We start from the raw sequence: 19,252 nt of genomic DNA, 5'->3' as shown, positions 1-19,252 counted from the left end.
GATGGCAGTCTTGCCCCTCTGCGTTGTGCTGCCAGTGCTCCCTCGAGTTGCCGTTGTGATGGGAAGTGACTCTGACTTGCCCACCATGGAACCCGCTGCCGCCATCCTGCGCGAGCTGGGAGTGGAGGTGGAGGTTCGGGTGCTCTCGGCCCACCGCACCCCTTTGGAGATGGTGAACTTCGCTCAAGCGGCCCGGGATCAGGGATTTGGGGTGATCGTCGCCGGTGCCGGTGGGGCGGCCCATCTCCCCGGCATGGTGGCGGCCCTCACCACGCTGCCCGTGATCGGCGTGCCGGTGAAAAGCCAGGCGCTGTCCGGGGTCGATTCCCTCCACTCGATCGTGCAGATGCCGGGGGGGATTCCGGTGGCCACCGTCGCCATCGGTGGGGGCCTCAACGCTGGCTTGTTGGCGGCCCAGATCCTTTCGGTGGCCGATGCTGGCTTGGCCCAGAAACTCGAGGACTATCGCAGCAGCCTTCACGATGCTGTGGTGGCCAAGGATGCGCGCCTGGTTGATCTGGGCAGCACGGATTACCTCTCTCAGATGGATTCATGAGTGTTCCCGTTCGTTCCACCCTGCGTTCCACGCTGCTGTGGGCGGTGGTGCCGGCGGCCTTCGTCTATGCGGTCGCCCTGGTCTGGAGCGCCTCAGAGGGCATCAGCGCCAAGATGGTGTTGAAGGATTTGGCCCAGTCCTGCAAGGCGCCTTTAGGGGAAGGTTTCCTCTCCAGCGTGGGCTATCTGCTTTGGATGGCGGCGGCTGCCATTGCCTTGTTTGCGGCGTCCACCCGGCAGATCCAGGGCTCCGTTCTGAACCGCCAATTCGCCTTCTGTGGGGGTGGTTTCTCGCTTTGGCTCTGCCTAGACGACATGTTCCTTGTGCATGATCGCTACCTCGGCGAGGCCTTCCTCTACATCACCTACGCCTTCTTCACCGGGCTGCTGTTGTTCCGCTTCCGTGGCCCCCTACGGCGCTTCGGTGGCGACACCTTCCTGGTTTCGGTGGTGTTGTTGGGCCTGTCGGTTCTGACCGATGCCCTTCAGGGACTGTGGCCGAATTCCTACGAGACGGTGCAGATCTTTGAGGAGGGTTTCAAGTTCCTCGGGATTGCCGCTTGGCTCAGTTTTTGGTGCCATTACGTCAGTTCCGCTTCCAAGCCGGCCTCCCTTGAGCAGCACTGATCGATTCGCGTCATCGTTTTGATGACGCCCTGGCCGGCCTGGTTGCGACTCGGTCTTCTGCTGCCGGTGCTGGGCTTGAACGCCTTTGTGCTGAAGCGTTTGCTGATCCAGTTCGCGCCGTTTCCTGGGCTGTTCCTCACCGCGGCTTTGATTGCCTTTTTGTTGGACCTGCCCTGCCGCTGGCTCGCGCAACGGGGGCTTCCCCGGGCCTGGGCCATCGTCAGCGTGGTTCTGGTGACCCTGGGGCTTCTGGTCTGGGCGGCTGTGGCCTTGGTGCCTCTCTTGATTGAACAGCTGAGCCAATTGATCAGTGCTTCGCCGTCTCTGCTCACGGCGGCAGAGCAGTGGATCGATCGAGGTCAGCTCTGGGCGCTTGACCATGGCCTGCCCGCCGATTTCGCTGATCTCAGCAGTGATCTGGTAGCCCAGTTCAGTCGGCTGGCCACGCAGCTGAGCCAGCGCCTGTTGGGCCTGTTGGGGGCAACGGTGGGCACCACGATCAATGTGGTGATCGTGCTGGTGCTGGCGGTGTTTCTGCTGCTGGGGGCGGATCCGATCGCCGCGGGCCTGCTCCAGTGGTTGCCGCCACGCTGGCGTGGACTGGTGGGCTCGACACTGGATCGCACATTCCGCGGCTACTTCGCAGGCCAGGTGGTGTTGGCCCTGATCCTCAGCGCTGGACAACTGGTGGTGTTCACCGTGCTGGAGATTCCCTATGGCGTGTTGTTCGCCGTGCTGATCGGCTTCACAACGCTGATTCCCTACGCCAGTGCGATCACAATTGTTTCCGTGAGTGCCGTGCTGGGGCTGCAGGATCCGCGCACAGGCCTTGAGCTGCTCGCCGCGGCGATAGTCGTCGGTCAGATCGTCGATCAGGTGATCCAACCGCGACTGATGGGCAGCATCGTGGGTTTGCAACCGGCCTGGTTGCTGATTGCCTTGCCCATTGGCGCCCGGGTGGGCGCGATCTATGGCGTGGGGGATCTGTTGGGACTGCTGTTGGCGGTGCCGGTGGCCAGTTGCATAAAAACCCTGGCGGATGCCGCCAGGGCTGGCGACGGCGAACTCAGGCCGCCGGAATCACCCCACGCTCCTGGAGCGCTTTGATCACCAGCTCCACGGAGTCGGCCAGATCCTGCTTGCCGGTGTCGATCTTCAGTTCGGGCGTTTCCGGCGCTTCATAGGGGCTGGAGATGCCAGTGAATTCCTTGATTTGCCCTGCCCGTGCTTTGGCGTAAAGGCCCTTGGGATCGCGGGATTCGCAGACCTCGAGATCAGCGGCGCAGAACACCTCGAGGAAGTCGCCGTCCTCCACCAGGCCGCGGGCCTTGTCTCGATCAGCACGGAAGGGGGACACAAAGGCGGTCAGCACGATTACGCCCGCATCCAGGAACAGCTTGGCCACTTCACCGATGCGGCGGATGTTCTCCTCACGGTCGGCATCGGAGAAGCCCAGGTCTTTGCAAAGGCCGTGGCGGATGTTGTCCCCATCCAGCACATAGGTGGCGAGTCCCCGCTCAAACAGTGCCGCGTTGACGGCATTGGCCAGGGTGCTCTTGCCGGAGCCGGACAGTCCGGTGAACCAAAGAATGGTGCTGCGGTGACCGCGCTGCTTCGAGCGCTCGTCGCGGCCCACGGAGGCCTCATGCCAGGCGATGTTGGTGGAGGCACCCTTGTTAGTGAGTTCTCCGTAGGTGGGGCTGGCGGTCATGGCCACGACATGAAGTGGCGGCCATTCTCCCTTAACCCCCAGCCCGTTTCGGCCGATATCCCTCCTTGCTGAGCAGCTCGAGCGTCAGATCCACCTGATCTCCTTGCAGTTCGATCACGCCGTCCTTGGCGGTGCCGCCACTGCCGATGCGTGTTTTGAGCTTCTTCAGCAGCGCCTTGAATCCCGCAGCATCCAGCTCTAGGCCACGGATCACCGTCACGGTTTTGCCACCTTTTCCACCGCGGGTGGGCTGCACCCGCACCATTTGCTGCGCCTTGGCTGTGGGCTCCGCCGCAGCCCCGCTCGGTCGCTGCAGGCTCTCGGCACTGCTGAATTCCTGCCAACCTCCCTTCGGCATCCATCCCCTCGCAACCGGGTTGCATTGTCGATGACCGCCCATGGGGCGCCCCATGGCGTGACCGCCTGATTACGCTGGCCCGACGCTCCGCCGTGGATCCGTGACCAGCACCCTCCCCAACGCCAGCACTCCGGATCCCTCAAGCCTGCAGCCAGCGGTGCGCCCCGGAGCCCACGGTCGCTTTGGACGTTTCGGCGGCCAGTACGTGCCCGAGACCCTGATGCCGGCGTTGGCGGAACTGGAGCAAGCCGCCGCCCAGGCCTGGAATGATCCCGCCTTCACTGCTGAGCTCAATCGCCTGCTCAAGAACTACGTCGGCCGGGCGACACCCTTGTATGAGGCCGAGCGTCTCACCGCCCATTACCGCCGCGCCGACGGTGGCCCCCGCATCTGGCTGAAGCGGGAAGACCTCAACCACACCGGTGCCCACAAGATCAACAATGCCCTGGGGCAGGCCCTGCTGGCGCTGCGCATGGGCAAGAAGAGGATCATTGCCGAAACCGGTGCGGGGCAGCATGGCGTTGCCACGGCCACGGTCTGTGCCCGCTTCGGTTTGGAGTGCGTGATCTATATGGGCGCGGAAGACATGCGCCGTCAGGCCCTCAATGTGTTCCGCATGCGCCTGCTGGGCGCCACGGTGCAACCGGTGACGGCCGGCACCGCCACCCTCAAGGACGCCACCAGTGAAGCCATCCGCGACTGGGTGACCAATGTTGAGTCCACCCACTACATCCTGGGATCCGTTGCGGGTCCGCACCCCTATCCGATGTTGGTGCGGGATTTCCATGCCGTGATCGGAGAAGAGTCCAAGCAGCAGTGTCAGGAGGCCTTCGGTCGGCTGCCCGACGTGCTGATGGCCTGCGTTGGCGGTGGCTCCAATGCCATGGGCCTGTTCCATCCCTTTGTTCAGGACACGTCTGTGCGTCTGATCGGTGTTGAGGCCGCTGGTGATGGTGTGGCCACCGGGCGCCATGCCGCGACGATCACCGAGGGTCGTGCCGGTGTTCTGCATGGCGCCATGAGCCTGCTGCTGCAGGACGGCGATGGTCAGGTGATGGAGGCCCACTCCATCAGTGCAGGTCTTGATTACCCCGGGGTGGGTCCGGAGCACAGCTACCTGCGGGAGATCGGGCGTGCTGAGTACGCCGCAGTCACCGATCAACAGGCCCTCGATGCTCTGCGGCTCGTGAGTGAGCTTGAGGGCATCATTCCGGCCCTGGAAACCGCCCATGCCTTCGCCTGGCTTGAGCAGCTTTGCCCCACCCTGGCCGATGGCACGGAAGTGGTGATCAACTGCTCCGGCCGCGGCGATAAGGACGTCAACACCGTGGCGGAGAAGCTGGGGGATCAGCTCTGACGTTCGGGCTTCAGGCCAGCAACAATTCGAGGTGGCGGGCCACCCGCTGCACCGCCGCCCGTGCCGTGGCATAGGCCATGCGCATAGGACCCACCAGGGCCACATGGCCCAGCCCCTCGTTGCAGCGATAGGGGGCCTGAACCACGGCACAGGCTTCCAGCGCTGGCTGCGGATGTTCGTCGCCGATCCATACCCGTGCGGATTCACCGCGGCTGATCAAGGTCCCAGGCTGGTCGTCGATCAGTTCCAGCAGCGGTCGAAGGCTGGACGTGCTTTCAAATTCCGGTTCGCTCACCAGCCTCGAGAGGCCATGCACCACCACCTGCGTGGAGTTGGTGGGCGTCGGTTGTTCAAGGGCGTTGCGCAGCACAGCGCCGCTGCTTTGCAGCTGCCTGGGCAGAGCCTCCCAGTTCAGGTCTCCCTGCTCGAGCTGTGCCGACGCCCAACGTTCCATCGCTGTGAGTTCGGTTTCAGCCCCGTGGGGCAGGCGCAGGTTCAGGTGGTTGGCCCGGCCATTGGCTTCCACCAGCATCACCAGCAGTCGATCACCGCTGGGCACCAGACGGATCGTCTCAAGTTGGCGGTTCTCCTGCTGCGGTTGGGTGATCAGGCTCATCAGGCCAGTGAAATCCGTCAGCCGCCGTGCCACATGCATCAGCAGGTCGTCCAAACCGGCCCAGCGAAGACTGAGTCCGGTGAGCTCCCGTTCCAGGTGTTGAACGGCGATGCCGGGTTCCGGCAGCAGCGCATCCACGTAGTGCCGGTATCCCATCGGGCTGGGAACGCGTCCGGCTGACGTGTGTGGTTGCTGCAGCAGTCCGCGGCGCTCAAGCGCCCCCATGGCGGAGCGAACGGTGGCGGAGCTGGCGGGGATGCCGAAGCGTTGCACCAGGGTGCGGCTGCCCACCGGCTCCATCGTGTCGACGTAATGGTGCACCGTCGCCTGAAGCACCTGTTCTTGCCGAAGGGACAGGGGCTTGCTCATCAGTAGCGGGGAACGCTGGGATCCACCTGAAGGCTCCAGGCATCAATGCCTCCTTCAAGGTTCCACACCTCAAGGCCCCAGGGTTGGTCCAGCAGCCACAGGCCGAAGTGGTAGCTGCGCACGCCGGCATGGCAGACCACCACGACGGCTTGATCGGGTTTGAGGTCGGCCTGGAGTGTTCCAAGCCATTCATTCGATTGGCTTAGGGGGCGGTGCAGCACCGCACCAGGGAAGGCAGCGATCGCAAGCTCAGCCTCCTCGCGCACATCCACCAGTTGCGGGGAAGGTCGCTCGCTTTGCAGCCATTGCTGCAGTTCAGAGGCTTGGATTGATTGTGGTTGTTGGGATTGGCCCATGGCGCCATTCTGCGGTGATGGACAAAGATGAGGCGACCCGAGACCGCCGGCCCATGAAGGCCCGCCCCTTCCTCAGCGCTGCCGGCGCTGTGCTGCTGTCGCTGCTTCTGCTGGCCGTTGGCCTGCTCTGGACTATGAACCGCCAGAGCCCCCTGCAGCTGGCAGAGCAGCCGTTGCATCTGCCTCGGGCGGCCCGATTTGTGCCCCGGGATGCTGATTTGTCCGTCCATTGGCTGGCCGATCCCGGACGGTTGCCGGCCTATGCCCAGGCCGTTGCCCCTGCGTCCCAACGCCGCGATGCCCGAGATGGTGCACGGCAGTGGCGCGAAGGCGTCTTTGCCTTGGCGGGTCTCCAGTTCGGCCTTGAGTTGGAGCCCTGGCTTGGTGAGGAGGTCAGCCTCACCCTCATCGATGGGGACACCAACGCCGGTTGGGTGTTGGCTTTAACCAGTCGGGATAACGACGGCGCCCGGCGCTTTCTGCAACGGTTCTGGCAGACCCGCAGCCTGGCGGGCACCGACCTCCAGATCAGCAGTTATCGCGGCATCGGTGTGATTAGCGGCCAGGGAGCGTTGGTGGGGCATGACCCCCAACCCCTGGCCACGGCCTTGATTGACGATGATCTGCTTCTCGTGGCCTCAGGCCGGGGCGTGCTGGAGCAGGCCCTCGATGTCTCGCAGCTCCCGGATCAGCATCAGCTGGGGGATCAACGCCTGCAGCGTCAGGTGGCTGAGCTCGGCGAGGGCGTGGCTCTGCTGACGGCATCGCCCCACGCCCTTGAGCATTGGTTGCAGCTGCCGGAGCTGGTGGCCCAACGGGACGACCTGAGCGGACTCGTGGCATCACTGCGGCCGGAGGGTTCAACCCTGGCGGTGGATGGGAGGCTGGGGTTCCAGCAAGCTCTTGGCACTGACCCCTGGCCTGGGCTCACGGATCTGACCGCGTCGGCCGGCGGCCATGCCCGCTGGCTGGCGCAGCTGCAGAGTCCAGCCCGTTTGTTGGATCCAAGCGAAAGCCATCCGTTGGCCCAATGGTTCGCTCCGGTGCTTGAGCAGCACTTGGCGGATCAGCCGGCGGCAGATGCTGTTGTTGAAGCCGATGACGGCCCTCTCCTCTGGCAGGACCAACCCGAGGGGTGGCTGCTGGCCACCCGCCCGCAAAACCCTGCCAGGGATGCGGTGGACGCCCGTTTGCAGGAGCAGGGCCTGACCCGTTCTGAGCTGGAGGGCGATGGCGAGGTGTTGAGCGTGTGGACGCGCCTGGTGCGCCAGCGGGGACGCCAGCCGGGGGTGGACGCTCAATTGGCCGTGGCTCAGGTTCGCTCGTCAGCGCTGAACTGGTGGGGGGAGTCCTTGATGGCTCTGGCGCAACGCCAGAACGGGCGTGCCCTCCAGCCTCGCTTGAACCAGTGGCAGGAGCTCACAGCGTCTTCCCAACCCGCGCAGGCCCTACTGCTGGCGGATGAGCCGGCCCGCGCACTGTTGGGGCAATGGCGGCCATGGGCCCTGCTGCAGGTCATGGCGGGGCGGCCCCTCCAAGACCAGGTCCGCGGCCTTGCGGTTGCCATTGACGTTGATCGTCAGGAGCAGGGCGCTACCGAGATTCCGTTGCATGCCCGGCTCGAGCTTGGCTGACCTGGTGCTGTTGCGGCATGGCATCGCCGAACCCCGCCAGGCGGGCCAGGACCATCCGGAACGCCCCTTGACCGCCGCCGGCCGTCAGCGAACCCAGCGGGTGATGGAGGCCCTGGTGCAACGGGGGCTGCGGTTGGATCGCTTGCTCTCGAGTCCGTACCTTCGGGCGTTGCAAACGTCGGAACTGGCTTTGGAGGCGGGGCTCGCTCCAGAGCTGGCGGTGGACGAACGCCTTCAACCTGGAGGAGGCCTTGAAACGTTGTTGACGCCGTGGGATGGATACCTCGGTCTGGTGGGCCATGAGCCGGACCTTGGCCATCTGGCCTGCGCTCTTCTGAGGTGTGCCCCCGGTGCCCTGGTGCTGAAGAAAGCCGGTGTGATCCAGCTGCGTCGTTCCTCGGGCCAGTGGCAGTTGCAGGCCTTGCTTCGGCCAGCACTGTTGATTGACGACTTAAGTTGCTGAAAGAGGCGACCGGCCCTTGGCTCAGCAGCAGACAGGTGACCTGCGCCATGCGCGGACCGGGATCGAACTGCGTCCAGGCCTGGATGGCGTGCCGGCCACCCAGTCGGCGATCTGCGACATCGATGGAGAGCAAGGGCTGCTCACCTATCGCGGCTATCCGATGCAGGATCTGGCGGCCAACAGCAGCTTCCTGGAAACGGCCTACCTGCTGATCTGGGGAGAGCTGCCCAGCCGCGACCAGCTGGCGGAGTTTGAGCACGCTGTGCAGATGCACCGGCGCGTCAGCTTCCGGGTGCGGGACATGATGAAGTGCTTCCCGGCCAGCGGCCACCCGATGGACGCGCTGCAGTCCAGTGCAGCATCCCTGGGACTGTTCTATTCGCGCCGGGCGATCGACGACCCGCAGTACATCTATGACGCGGTGGTGCGGCTGATCGCCAAGATCCCCACGATGGTGGCGGCCTTTCAGCTGATCCGCAAAGGCCAGGACCCAATTCAACCCCGGGATGATCTGGCCTATTCCGCCAATTTCCTCTACATGCTCACGGAACGTGAGCCGGATCCCCTGGCGGCGCGGATCTTTGATCGATGCCTGATGCTCCATGCCGAGCACAGCCTCAACGCCAGCACCTTCAGTGCCCGGGTCACCGCCAGCACCCTCACCGACCCCTACGCCGTGGTGGCTTCAGCCGTCGGCACCCTGGCTGGCCCACTCCACGGCGGCGCCAATGAAGACGTCCTTGCCATGCTCGAGCAGGTGGGAAGTCCCGAGAACGCTGGCGCTTTCCTGGATGAGGCCATCGCGGCCAAGCGCAAAATCATGGGCTTCGGCCACCGTGAATACAAGGTCAAAGACCCCCGTGCCGTGATCCTGCAAGCCCTGGTGGAGGAGATGTTCGCGAGCTTCGGCCATGACGACCTCTACGACGTGGCCCGGGCGATCGAAGAAGAAGCAGCGTCCCGCCTTGGCCCCAAGGGGATTTATCCCAACGTGGATTTCTATTCGGGCCTGGTGTATCGCAAGCTCGGCATACCCAGGGATCTGTTCACGCCGGTCTTCGCTATCGCCAGGGTCGCCGGCTGGCTGGCCCATTGGCGTGAGCAGCTCGGAGCGAACCGGATTTTCCGGCCTTCGCAGATCTACTCCGGATCCCAGCCACGCTCTTGGATGCCCATTGAGGAGCGCGTCTCGGCTCCGGCCGCCTAAGTTGCACCCACATCCGTCGACACCATGGTGAGTCCGGGATTGGACCTGGAATTGAGCTTTAGCCAGGCCCTGCAAGGGTTTGGCTTCTCCCCGGAGGTCGCGAGGCTGCTTTGGTTGCCGCTGCCGATGCTGCTTGTCCTGGTGGCTGCAGTGGTGGGTGTGCTGGTTTCGGTCTGGCTGGAACGCAAGATTTCCGCCGCCGTTCAGCAGCGGATCGGTCCGGAATATGCCGGTGCACTTGGTGTACTTCAGCCCTTGGCCGACGGCCTCAAGCTGCTGGTCAAGGAAGACATCATTCCGGCGCGCGCCGACAGCCTGCTGTTCACCCTCGGCCCGGTGCTGGTGGTGGTGCCGGTGATCATTTCCTGGCTGATCATTCCCTTTGGCCAGAACCTGCTGATCAGCAACGTGGGCGTTGGGATCTTTCTTTGGATTGCCTTCAGCAGCATTCAGCCGATCGGCTTGTTGATGAGCGGCTATGCCTCGAACAACAAGTATTCGCTGCTCGGGGGACTGCGGGCCGCTGCTCAATCGATCAGCTACGAAATTCCCCTAGCTCTTGCGGTTCTGGCCATCGTGATGATGAGCAACTCGCTGAGCACGGTCGACATCGTGGGTCAGCAGACCGGTGCCGGCATTTTGAGCTGGAACATCTGGCGTCAGCCGGTGGGCTTCCTGATTTTCTGGATCTGTGCCCTGGCCGAGTGTGAGCGGCTGCCCTTCGACCTTCCCGAAGCTGAGGAAGAACTGGTCGCTGGCTACCAGACCGAATACGCGGGCATGAAGTTCGCCCTCTTCTACCTGGCGGGTTACATCAACCTGGTGCTCTCGGCTGTCCTGGTCAGCGTTCTGTATCTCGGTGGCTGGGGCTTCCCGATCCCTGTGGAGTGGCTGGCCGGCTGGTTGAACCAGCCCATCGATGCACCAGTGGTGCAGGTGATCACGGGCACCGTTGGCATCGTGATGACGGTGCTCAAGGCTTATCTGCTGGTGTTCGTGGCGATCCTGCTGCGCTGGACCACCCCCCGCGTCCGCATTGACCAGCTGCTCGACCTGGGCTGGAAGTTCCTGCTGCCCCTTTCCCTGGTGAATCTTCTGGTGACAGCAGCCCTCAAGCTCGCTTTCCCCGTTGCATTCGGCGGCTAGGTTTTCCTACCTAGGATTTCGCGCTCCCGGCTCCGCTTCGCTCTCTCCCCTTCAGACCATGTTCGGCTTCCTCAAACAGGTCGGTGATTACACCCGGGATGCAGTCGATGCAGCCCGGAATCTGGCCCAAGGCTTTTCGGTCACGTTTGACCACATGCAGCGCCGTCCGGTCACGGTGCAGTACCCCTACGAGAAGCTCATTCCCTCCGAGCGTTATCGGGGCCGGATTCACTACGAATTCGACAAGTGCATCGCCTGTGAGGTGTGCGTCAGGGTGTGCCCGATCAACCTTCCGGTGGTCGACTGGGTGATGAACAAAGCCACGAAGAAGAAGGAGCTGCGCAACTACTCCATCGACTTCGGCGTTTGCATTTTCTGCGGCAACTGTGTCGAGTACTGCCCCACCAACTGCCTCTCGATGACGGAGGAGTACGAGCTGGCCGCTTTTGATCGCCACAGCCTCAACTACGACAACGTTGCCCTCGGACGCCTTCCCACCAGCGTCACCACCGATCCCTCGGTCGTTCCCCTGCGTGAACTCGCCTATCTGCCGGCGGGCGAGATGGATCCCCACGGTGTTGCTGCCGATCGCCCCCGGGCTGGCCAGCTGCCCTCACAGGTGTTGGAGACCCTCACCCCTCCCGCCAAGCCGGCTGCCAAGAATGAGGGACAATCCTCCAGTGAGGCCAAGGAGGACGACGCATGACCATCGCGACAACCACCGAGCTGATCTGTTTTCTGGTGCTGTCCGCCGTTGTGGTGATCGGCGCTTTGGGTGTGGTGCTGCTCAGCAACATCGTCTATTCCGCCTTCCTGCTGGGCGGGGTGTTCACAGCCGTTGCAGGGCTCTACCTGCTGCTGAATGCCAGTTTCGTGGCCATGGCACAGATCCTCGTGTACGTGGGCGCGATCAATGTGTTGATCCTGTTCGCGATCATGCTCGTGAACAAGCGGGAAGACCTCAAGGCCATCGCCAATCTCACCACGCGCCGTGCGGTGTCCGCTGGCGTCTGCGCCGGTCTGCTGGCGTTGCTGGTTCGTGTTGTGGTCACCACCCCCTGGTCGTTGCCCGGTCCTCCCGCTGTGGGTGAAGAAGCCACGGCTCGCATCGGTGAACACCTGTTCACCGATTACCTGTTGCCGTTTGAGGTGGCGTCGGTACTGCTGTTGATGGCCATGATCGGCGCCATCGTGCTGGCCCGTCGTGATGTGTTGGCCACCGATGTGGTGACCGGTGAGGTGGCCGATCAAGGCCTGATTGAGAAGGCCCGTACTCCCCTGCTGATGAATCGAGCGGACTGATGAGCGATTTTCTTGCCACGCTTCCATCCCTGCAGGCCTACCTCTTGGTGGCCGCCATGCTCTTTTGCATCGGTGTTTGGGGCCTGATCAACAGCCGCAATGCGGTGCGCGTGCTGATGAGCATTGAGCTGATGCTCAATGCCGTGAACATCAACCTGATGGCTTTCTCCTCGTTTGTGGATGGTGATTTGATTCGCGGCCAGGTTTTCGCTGTCTTCGTGATCACGGTGGCCGCCGCTGAGGCAGCCGTCGGTCTGGCGATCCTGCTGTCGCTTTATCGCAATCGCGTTACCGTCGACATGGAGCAGTTCAACCTGCTGCGCTGGTAACCCCCGCACACCTGGGTCATGCGTCTCGATCGGGTCTGGGTGATCTATCGGGCCGACAGCCAGCCTGCCCAGCGTGAAGCCAGGCAATGTGCCAAAGAGCTGAAAGCTCTGGGCTCCCACGTGGTCACTGCGATGTCGGGGCCGCGGGTGAATCCTTTCCCCGGCTTGCTGGCTGTTGAGGAGTCGTTTCCAGACCTGGCGCTGGTGCTGGGGGGGGATGGCACGGTGCTCGGAGCCGCTCGCCACCTGGCGGTGCATGACATCCCGATCCTCAGCATCAATGTGGGAGGCCATCTGGGCTTTCTCACCCACGACCGCCGTGTGTTGCGCGGCGATCAGATCTGGCAACGCCTTCAGGACGATCAGTTCGCGATCGAACGGCGCATGATGCTTCAGGCGATGGTGGATCGCCGCTCTGCAGAGGACCGTGCGGCCTCCCCCGGTCTGCTGCAACAGCCGGATTTGGAAGACGATGAAGAGCACCACTGGGCCTTCAACGACTTCTACCTCCGGGCCTACCGCGATGAGATTTCGCCTACTTGCACCCTGGAGCTCGAGATCGATGGGGAAGTGATCGACCAGGTGCGTGGTGACGGTCTGATTCTCTCCACCCCCACGGGGTCCACCGGGTACGCCCTTGCGGCAGGGGGGCCCATTCTTCATCCCGGCATCGATGCCATCATCGTCGCCCCGATCTGCCCGATGAGCCTCTCCAGCCGAACGCTGGTGGTGCCGCCCCGGGCCAGGTTGGCGATCTGGCCGCTGGGGGCTGGGGATCACCGCATCAAGCTGTGGAAGGACGGTGTGGGCTGCACGGTGCTCGAACCAGGAGAGTGCTGTGTTGTTCAGCAGGCGCGCCACCATGCCCTGATGGTGTTGCTCAATCAAAGCCCGTCGTATTACCGAACCCTGTCCCACAAGCTGCACTGGGCGGGAAGCCTGCATGCGGCTCAGCCCTCGCAGAATTGATCCATGGCCCTTGAGATTGAACGGCGCTTTCTGGTGCGGTCAGATGCCTGGCGCAGCAGTGCTGGCCCGGCACAGCCCCTGCGTCAGGGCTACCTGGCCGCCAGTGCCGAAGGTGTGACGGTGCGGATGCGCCTGCGTGGCACTGATCAGGCCTGGCTCACCCTGAAGGCTGCTGCTGATGCCGTTGGCCTGGTGCGCCACGAGTTCGAATATCCGATCCCCGTGGCGGATGCCGAAGCCCTCTGGGATCTGGCGCCCCACCGCCTGGACAAAGTCCGCTACGCCTTGGATTGCCCTGGTGGTGACTGGGTGGTGGATTGTTTCCAGGCTGAGAACGCTCCCTTGGTGCTGGCGGAGGTGGAGCTGGCATCGGCCCAGGAGGATCTGCATATTCCGCCCTGGTGCGGAGAGGAGATCACCGGAGAGTCCCGCTGGAGCAATGCGGTGCTGGCCCAGCATCCCGTTCAGTCCTGGCCCGAGGAGCAGCGTCGCCGTTTTGGCTGGTCCTAAGACCAGACTGGATTTTCCTACAGGTTTCCTTTAGATTTGAGGGGTTCTAATCGGTGGTTCTATCCAGTGGTGGGTCTGTACGACACAACTGGAATGCTTCGCTTCGCGGGATCCAGCGTGGAGGCCTGCATGGAATACGCCACGCTTTTTCAGATTCCTGTGGGTCCTACCTCTCTGCAAAGCCTGCCGGAGCCTGTCAGCTCCACGATCAGGCTGAGGGGGGATCGAATTCTGGAAGGACGCAACAGTTGAAGCCGTCTCGGCAGATCTTGCCGTTGTCCATGGCCCAATTGAGCAGTGCCACCCGGTTCTTGGACCCGGTCTTGGTGAACACGTTGCTCACATGGTTGTCCACCGTTCGTTTGCTGATGGTGAGACGGTCAGCGATTTCCTGATTGGTCAGTCCTTCGGCCACGAGCTCGATGATCTCGATCTCCCTAGCAGAAAGGGAGATCTCCAGAGGATCGGTACCGTCGAGGGAGGACATGGGTGACCACCGTTGAAGTCATGCTAGTCCGGACCACCGGCCTGATCCTGCATAGTGGGCCGGTGAAATGGATCGAGATTTGAGGACGGCGCTGCAGCGCGCAATTGAGGCCGGGGATCAGGTGCTCACGGCCGAGGTGATGCCTCCGCGCGGAGCCGATCCGACGCACATGCTGGCCATGGCCGCATCGCTGCAAGGCCGTGTCCATGCGGTGAATGTGACCGATGGCAGTCGGGCTGTGATGCGGATGAGCAGCCTCGCCTCCTGCAAGTTGCTGCTTGAGGCCGGTCTGGAACCGGTGTTGCAGATGGCCTGCCGGGATCGCAATCGCATCGCCCTTCAGTCCGACCTGCTCGGGGCCCATGCGCTGGGGATCCGCAACCTGTTGTGTCTCACTGGTGATCCGGTGCGGGCGGGTGATCAGGCGGATGCACGGCCGGTCAATGAGTTTGAGTCCGTGAAGCTGTTGCAGCAGGTGGAAGCCCTCAATCGGGGCGTGGATCCCGTGCAGGGCACCCTGCCGGATGGGGCGACCACGCTGTTTGCCGGGTGTGCCGCTGACCCACAATCCAGGAGTTGGAGCGGTCTCCAGCGTCGGTTGCAGCGCAAGCAGGCGGCGGGAGCCCGCTTCGTTCAAACCCAGATGGTGATGGACCCTGAAGCGCTCGAGCGCTTCCAGCGCGAGCTGGCCGGCCCCCTGGGTCTGCCCGTGCTCGCTGGCGTGTTCCTGCTGAAGTCAGCCAAGAATGCCCGGTTCATCAACCGCGTTGTTCCGGGAGCCTGCATCCCCGATGCGTTGATCCATCGGCTTGAGTGCGCCGAGAATCCAGCCATGGAGGGCGTGGCCATCGCCGCTGAACAGGTGAAGCGCTATCTCGGCATCGTGCGTGGTGTGCACCTGATGGCGATCAAGGCGGAGGAACGCATCCCGATGATCCTTGATCTCGCCGGACTCAGCTCGCTGCCTGGGTGAGGTCGGTACCCAGCAGCTCCGCCATGGCTTTCTGCTGGGGTGAAGGCTCCACCAGGTCCTGACGACGGGCATCGGTGATCAGCCAGTCGAGGGAGGCCTCCTGCAGGTCGAAGTGATCGCCGTCCTTGCCCACGCAGTAGCGCCCGAACACCAGTTTCTCCAGCAGCTGCACGCCGGGGCCGATGCGTGAGTAGTCGAAAATGATCGAGTTATCGACCGTGGCGCCCTCACAGATGTGGCAGCTGGGGCCGATCATGGTGGGACCAACGATCGTCGCGCCATCTTCGATCTTGGTCATGCCGCCCACGTAGACGGGGCCGCTGACGTTGATCTTGTCCCAGTTGGCGGCCACATTCAGACCGGTGTAAACCCCGGGGCGCACCTCCTTGCCGGGGACGCCCACCTGACGAACGTCACCCATCAACACGCTGCGGATGGCTTGCCAGTAATCGGGAACCTTGCCGATATCCACCCATTCGAAATCCATCGGGATGGCATAAAAGGGGGCACCGAGCTCGGCCAGTTTCGGGAATAGATCCGAGCCGATGTCGAAGGACTGCCCCGAAGGGATGTGCTCAAAGATCTCCGGCTCGAAGATGTAGATGCCGGTGTTGATCGTGTCGCTGAGGGCTTCGTCGACGCTGGGCTTTTCCTGGAAGCTTGAGATTCTGTTCTGGTCATCGGTGACCACAACGCCGTAGCTGCTCACCTGATCCTTGGGGACCCGTTTGGTGACGAGGCTGGCGATCGCACCCTTTTCCCGGTGCTTGCGTACCGCTTCGCTGAGATCAAGGTCGATCAGCGCATCTCCGCAGAGCACCACGAAGGTGTCGTCAAAGAAATGCTGGAAATCCTGGATTTTTTTAAGCCCGCCAGCGGATCCCAGGGCACTACCGATCAGTTCACCGTCTTCAATCCGTCCTTCAAAGCTGTAGGCAATCTCAACCCCGAAACGCTGGCCATCTCGGAAGTAATTTTCAATCTCTTCGGCCAGGTGGGAGACGTTCACCATCACTTCGGTGAAACCGTGCTCCTTGAGCAGTTCCAGCAGAAATTCCATCACCGGCTTCTGCAGGATCGGAATCATCGGCTTGGGGATCACATGGGTGATTGGTTGGACCCGCGTCCCCTTACCAGCCGCCAGAATCATCGCCTTCATTGGCGTTTGGTCCGGTCAATACAAGGTAGTGACCATAGACCCGGTCTTAGGCCGCCACGACCGTCCGGGTCGGCGACGGATCTGGCACCTGAAGGCTGCGGATCGGCAGTTGCGTTGCAGTGCCACTCGCGGGGATGAATTTCAGTCGCAGCGGACCGTGCAGCCAACCCTCCTGCTCCAGCTCAACCCGGCCTTGGGAGGAGAGAAATAGCAGTGCCCAGAACACCCCGACGCGGTCACGGTCCAGGTCCGCGGCGGCGGCCACCTCCCAATGCTCCACCAGTTGATCGAAGCCCACCCAGTCCAGGGCGGTCTCCCAACCGTTGAGAAACACTCCCAGTGCTGCGGTTGTTTCCGGAAGCTTTTCGCGGTGGGCCAGCCCGGCCACCTGGGCGATGGCTTCACGGTTGCTGTAGCGCTTCTGCCGTTTACGGCGGCGCGCCTCGAGTTCGTCTGATTCCAGCTGCTCGGCAATCGATTCCAGCTGTTCGATCAGCTCCCCAAGGGTGACGGGGCGACGTAACGGCGGTGGCGCTACGGGACGCCGCTGCAGATGGCGTTCCGGCCGTCGGGGAAGATCAAAGGCCGGATCCAGCCAACCTTGCTCATCGAAGTCGGCGTCGAAGTGATCTTCGACTTCGGGAGGTGGCGGAAGCATGCTGGTTTCGAGCATCTCCGCCTTGAGGCCCACCAGCACGGAGGCGGCCAGGAAGGCTTCGCTACTTTCGGCCAGGTCCCGCTCGTAGCTGCCCCCCCGTCCGGTAAGGACGGCTGCCACCTGCCCGGGAACTTCGATGCGTTGCCGGAGTTGATCCAGAAAGCCGTCGATGACGGCGATTACATCCACATCCCAGGGATCGAGATCTCCCCGCTCCGCTGCGTCTTGTAGCAGCCGAATCGCAAGGCGAGCTCCAGCATCAGCGCCGTCTTTGGGGGCCACCTGGAGCAAGTCAATTCACCCTTTCCAGGAAAGGTATCGGCCCCAAACCGTTGTTGCCAGTGCTGCCTTAAGCCGCACTGCTGGCATCGGTGACCTCTGCTTCATCGCTGTCGTCGCTCTCAGCGCTGCTCGCGCTCACGGTGGTCGCGGGGAGGAGACCCAGCTGGGTTTCAACGGTGGAGCGGTAGCGGTTGAGGTCGGTCTCCAGTTCCTGGATGCGCACCTGCTGTGCTTCGTATTCGTTCGCCTTGCTGAATTGTTCAACGTTGTTGAGCATGCCGGTCCAGGCGGCGAAGAACCAGGCTGAGACGGCTCCCATTCCCGCTGCCAGCAGCAGAAGACCCGCCAACGGCAGGGTGTACTCGACCCCGGGCAACACGTGAACCGTCGTGGGATTGGTGTTCGCCAGGGTGAAGAACACCGTGATCAGGCCGAAGCTAAAGATCAGGCCGAAGTTGATCTGACGCATGGCAGGGGAGCGTTCCCCTGGAACCTACGGACGGTTGGGGGGGGATGAATCGGAATCGATACGTGATTTATGACGCGCCCACGGCAGGGGCCTGGATGACCGCAGGAACCGGTGCCTGGCCTCGAATTAAAGGGGCCGTCGGTGAGATCACCTGTTCCATGGCACCCAGGTTGCGGTTTACCAGGGCTTCAATCGAGCTGCGGTAGCTGTCGGTCATCAGCTTGGGGTAGAGCCCGATTCCGATGATCGGCACCAGCAGGCAGCCAATGATGTACACCTCGCGCGGCTCTGCATCCACGAGGTTGGTGTGGGACACCAGCTCCTCCTTCTCTTTGCCGAAGAAGATTTCCCGCAGCATCGAGAGCAGGTAGATCGGTGTGAGGATCACGCCCACAGCGGCCAGCCCGCAGATCACCACGCGGAAAGGCAGGGTGTAGGCCTCATCCGTCGCGAAACCAGCGAACACCATCAATTCACTAACGAATCCGCTCATGCCTGGCAGGGCCAGGGATGCGAGGGCACACACCGTCCAGAGCGCGAACATGATTCGCATCTTCTGGCCAATGCCTCCCATCTCATCCAGCTGAAGGGTGTGGGTGCGGTCGTAGGTGGCACCCACGAGGAAGAACAAGCTGGCGCCGATCAAGCCGTGGCTGATCATCTGCAGCATGGCGCCACTGGTGCCCAAGGCACTGAAGCTGCCCACGCCGATCAGCACGAAGCCCATGTGGCTGATCGAGCTGTAGGCGATCTTGCGCTTGAGGTTGCGCTGGGCGAAGGAGGTGAGGGCGGCGTAGATGATGTTCACCACCCCCAGCACGATCAGCAGTGGGGCGAACTGGGAGTGAGCTGCTGGCAGCAGCTCACAGTTGAAGCGCAGCAGGGCATAGCCCCCCATCTTCAGCAGGATGCCGGCCAAGAGCATGTGCACCGGTGCTGTGGCTTCGCCATGGGCGTCCGGCAGCCAGGTGTGTAGGGGCACGATCGGCAGTTTCACGCCAAAGGCGATCAAGAGCCCGGCGTAGCAGAGCAGTTGAAAGCCTGTGCCGAAGTCTTTGGCCGCAAGAACGGTGTACTCAAAGCTGGGGGTGCCGCCGCCGAAGAAGCCCATGGCCAGAGCGGCCAACAGGATGAACAGGGAACTGCCGGCGGTGTAGAGGATGAATTTGGTGGCGGCGTACTGGCGTTTCTTGCCGCCCCAGATGGCCAGCAGCAAATACACCGGGATCAGTTCCAGCTCCCAGGCCAAGAAGAAAAGCAGCATGTCCTGCACGGCGAAGACGGCGATCTGGCCGCCGTCCATGGCCAGCAGCAGGAAATAAAACAAGCGCGGCTTGAAACTCACCGGCCATGCCGCCAGGCAGGCCAGGGTTGTGATGAAGCTGGTGAGCAAAATCAGCGGCATCGACAGCCCATCGGCTCCCACCGCCCACGTGAGCCCCAGATCGGGAAGCCAGCTCACCCGTTCCGACAGCTGCAGGCCGCTCAGGCTGGGGTCATAGCCCGTGAGGTACGCCGCAACGGTGATCAGGAAGGTGATCAGCGTCACGATCAGGGCGTACCAGCGCACCTTCTTGCCATCGCCTTCGTCAGGAACGAGGGGAACCAGCAGAGCACCCACGATCGGCACCAGGATCGATAGGCTCAGCCATGGCACTGTGGCCTGCACCGGCTCGCCAAGTCCGGCGACTGCGAATTCGAACACTCTGTGAATC

At 62.8% G+C, this 19,252-nt stretch carries 23 protein-coding genes; 14 read left to right on the top strand and 9 right to left on the bottom strand.

Going from position 1 to position 19,252, the window contains the following annotated elements; translation table 11 throughout:
• Position 1: 1 nt before the first annotated feature.
• From purE to FZZ90_RS04115, 3 genes are read left to right on the top strand one after another with little or no spacing between them, the layout of a single operon-like run.
• Positions 2-556, top strand: coding sequence for a 5-(carboxyamino)imidazole ribonucleotide mutase (gene purE, locus FZZ90_RS04125; RefSeq protein WP_226424500.1), 555 nt, complete (start codon positions 2-4; stop codon positions 554-556).
• The gene (locus FZZ90_RS04120; RefSeq protein ID WP_226424499.1) at positions 553-1,182 is read left to right on the top strand and encodes an oxidoreductase; all 630 of its coding nucleotides are present in this window, start codon (positions 553-555) and stop codon (positions 1,180-1,182) included. The genes purE and FZZ90_RS04120 overlap by 4 nt, the downstream gene beginning before the upstream one ends.
• Before the next feature lie 21 nt (positions 1,183-1,203).
• Complete coding sequence (locus tag FZZ90_RS04115) at positions 1,204-2,289, top strand: AI-2E family transporter (RefSeq protein WP_226424498.1); 1,086 nt, start codon at positions 1,204-1,206, stop codon at positions 2,287-2,289.
• Here FZZ90_RS04115 and cysC read toward each other — a convergent pair.
• The gene (cysC, locus tag FZZ90_RS04110) at positions 2,249-2,893 is read right to left on the bottom strand and encodes an adenylyl-sulfate kinase (RefSeq protein ID WP_226424497.1); all 645 of its coding nucleotides are present in this window, start codon (positions 2,891-2,893) and stop codon (positions 2,249-2,251) included. The two genes, FZZ90_RS04115 and cysC, sit on opposite strands and share 41 nt — an antisense overlap.
• Before the next feature lie 31 nt (positions 2,894-2,924).
• Complete coding sequence (locus tag FZZ90_RS04105; protein WP_226424496.1) at positions 2,925-3,251, bottom strand: translation initiation factor; 327 nt, start codon at positions 3,249-3,251, stop codon at positions 2,925-2,927.
• A gap of 100 nt (positions 3,252-3,351) precedes the next feature.
• Between FZZ90_RS04105 and trpB the strand changes: the two genes are divergently transcribed.
• Positions 3,352-4,608: a tryptophan synthase subunit beta gene (gene trpB / locus FZZ90_RS04100; RefSeq protein ID WP_226424495.1), complete on the top strand. Its 1,257-nt coding sequence runs from the start codon at positions 3,352-3,354 to the stop codon at positions 4,606-4,608.
• A gap of 10 nt (positions 4,609-4,618) precedes the next feature.
• Here trpB and hrcA read toward each other — a convergent pair whose 3' ends face one another.
• Complete coding sequence (gene hrcA, locus FZZ90_RS04095; RefSeq protein WP_226424494.1) at positions 4,619-5,593, bottom strand: heat-inducible transcriptional repressor HrcA; 975 nt, start codon at positions 5,591-5,593, stop codon at positions 4,619-4,621.
• The gene (locus tag FZZ90_RS04090) at positions 5,593-5,949 is read right to left on the bottom strand and encodes a rhodanese-like domain-containing protein (RefSeq protein ID WP_226424493.1); all 357 of its coding nucleotides are present in this window, start codon (positions 5,947-5,949) and stop codon (positions 5,593-5,595) included. The genes hrcA and FZZ90_RS04090 overlap by 1 nt, the downstream gene beginning before the upstream one ends.
• Positions 5,950-5,966: 17 nt before the next feature.
• Between FZZ90_RS04090 and FZZ90_RS04085 the strand changes: the two genes are divergently transcribed.
• From FZZ90_RS04085 to FZZ90_RS04045, 9 genes are read left to right on the top strand one after another with little or no spacing between them, the layout of a single operon-like run.
• On the top strand, positions 5,967-7,583 hold the full coding sequence (locus tag FZZ90_RS04085; RefSeq protein WP_226424492.1) for a DUF3352 domain-containing protein: 1,617 nt from the start codon (positions 5,967-5,969) through the stop codon (positions 7,581-7,583).
• Positions 7,561-8,046 (top strand): phosphohistidine phosphatase SixA, encoded by a 486-nt coding sequence (sixA, locus tag FZZ90_RS04080; RefSeq protein WP_226424491.1) that lies wholly within the window; start codon positions 7,561-7,563, stop codon positions 8,044-8,046. The genes FZZ90_RS04085 and sixA overlap by 23 nt, the downstream gene beginning before the upstream one ends.
• Before the next feature lie 16 nt (positions 8,047-8,062).
• Complete coding sequence (locus tag FZZ90_RS04075) at positions 8,063-9,253, top strand: citrate synthase (RefSeq protein ID WP_226424490.1); 1,191 nt, start codon at positions 8,063-8,065, stop codon at positions 9,251-9,253.
• Positions 9,254-9,280: 27 nt separating this feature from the next.
• On the top strand, positions 9,281-10,399 hold the full coding sequence (nuoH, locus tag FZZ90_RS04070; protein WP_173402239.1) for an NADH-quinone oxidoreductase subunit NuoH: 1,119 nt from the start codon (positions 9,281-9,283) through the stop codon (positions 10,397-10,399).
• Between the two features lie 58 nt (positions 10,400-10,457).
• Entirely contained in the window at positions 10,458-11,105 is a 648-nt protein-coding gene (gene ndhI, locus FZZ90_RS04065) for an NAD(P)H-quinone oxidoreductase subunit I (RefSeq protein WP_226424489.1), read from the top strand.
• Positions 11,102-11,701 carry an NADH-quinone oxidoreductase subunit J gene (locus FZZ90_RS04060; protein ID WP_226424488.1) on the top strand — a complete coding sequence of 200 codons (600 nt, stop codon included), beginning with the start codon at positions 11,102-11,104 and terminating at the stop codon, positions 11,699-11,701. Before ndhI ends, FZZ90_RS04060 begins: the two co-directional genes overlap by 4 nt.
• Complete coding sequence (gene nuoK / locus FZZ90_RS04055; RefSeq protein WP_038552705.1) at positions 11,701-12,030, top strand: NADH-quinone oxidoreductase subunit NuoK; 330 nt, start codon at positions 11,701-11,703, stop codon at positions 12,028-12,030. Before FZZ90_RS04060 ends, nuoK begins: the two co-directional genes overlap by 1 nt.
• 18 nt (positions 12,031-12,048) lie before the next feature.
• Entirely contained in the window at positions 12,049-12,999 is a 951-nt protein-coding gene (locus FZZ90_RS04050; RefSeq protein WP_226424487.1) for an NAD(+) kinase, read from the top strand.
• Positions 13,000-13,002: 3 nt separating this feature from the next.
• Entirely contained in the window at positions 13,003-13,509 is a 507-nt protein-coding gene (locus tag FZZ90_RS04045; protein WP_226424486.1) for a CYTH domain-containing protein, read from the top strand.
• A gap of 208 nt (positions 13,510-13,717) precedes the next feature.
• Here FZZ90_RS04045 and FZZ90_RS04040 read toward each other — a convergent pair whose 3' ends face one another.
• Positions 13,718-13,996 (bottom strand): helix-turn-helix transcriptional regulator, encoded by a 279-nt coding sequence (locus FZZ90_RS04040; protein ID WP_226424485.1) that lies wholly within the window; start codon positions 13,994-13,996, stop codon positions 13,718-13,720.
• A gap of 67 nt (positions 13,997-14,063) precedes the next feature.
• Between FZZ90_RS04040 and FZZ90_RS04035 the strand changes: the two genes are divergently transcribed.
• A complete protein-coding gene (locus FZZ90_RS04035) occupies positions 14,064-14,969 on the top strand; it encodes a methylenetetrahydrofolate reductase (RefSeq protein ID WP_226424484.1) in 906 nt (301 codons plus the stop codon).
• Here the strand turns inward: FZZ90_RS04035 and FZZ90_RS04030 are convergent.
• The 4 genes from FZZ90_RS04030 to FZZ90_RS04015 form a co-directional block, all read right to left on the bottom strand.
• Positions 14,950-16,128, bottom strand: coding sequence for an NDP-sugar synthase (locus FZZ90_RS04030; protein ID WP_226424483.1), 1,179 nt, complete (start codon positions 16,126-16,128; stop codon positions 14,950-14,952). The genes FZZ90_RS04035 and FZZ90_RS04030 overlap by 20 nt on opposite strands.
• A 46-nt stretch (positions 16,129-16,174) precedes the next feature.
• The gene (locus FZZ90_RS04025) at positions 16,175-17,077 is read right to left on the bottom strand and encodes a segregation/condensation protein A (RefSeq protein WP_226424482.1); all 903 of its coding nucleotides are present in this window, start codon (positions 17,075-17,077) and stop codon (positions 16,175-16,177) included.
• Between the two features lie 58 nt (positions 17,078-17,135).
• Positions 17,136-17,537 (bottom strand): lipopolysaccharide assembly protein LapA domain-containing protein, encoded by a 402-nt coding sequence (locus tag FZZ90_RS04020; RefSeq protein WP_226401032.1) that lies wholly within the window; start codon positions 17,535-17,537, stop codon positions 17,136-17,138.
• Positions 17,538-17,604: 67 nt separating this feature from the next.
• Positions 17,605-19,242, bottom strand: coding sequence for an NAD(P)H-quinone oxidoreductase subunit 4 (locus FZZ90_RS04015; RefSeq protein ID WP_226424481.1), 1,638 nt, complete (start codon positions 19,240-19,242; stop codon positions 17,605-17,607).
• Positions 19,243-19,252 lie beyond the last annotated feature (10 nt).

The organism is Synechococcus sp. MU1617, from assembly GCF_020514235.1.
In the GTDB taxonomy this organism is placed as follows: Bacteria; Cyanobacteriota; Cyanobacteriia; order PCC-6307; family Cyanobiaceae; genus Parasynechococcus.
Note: the sequence above shows the minus strand (reverse complement) of the source record. Positions and strands in the feature narration are given on the sequence as shown.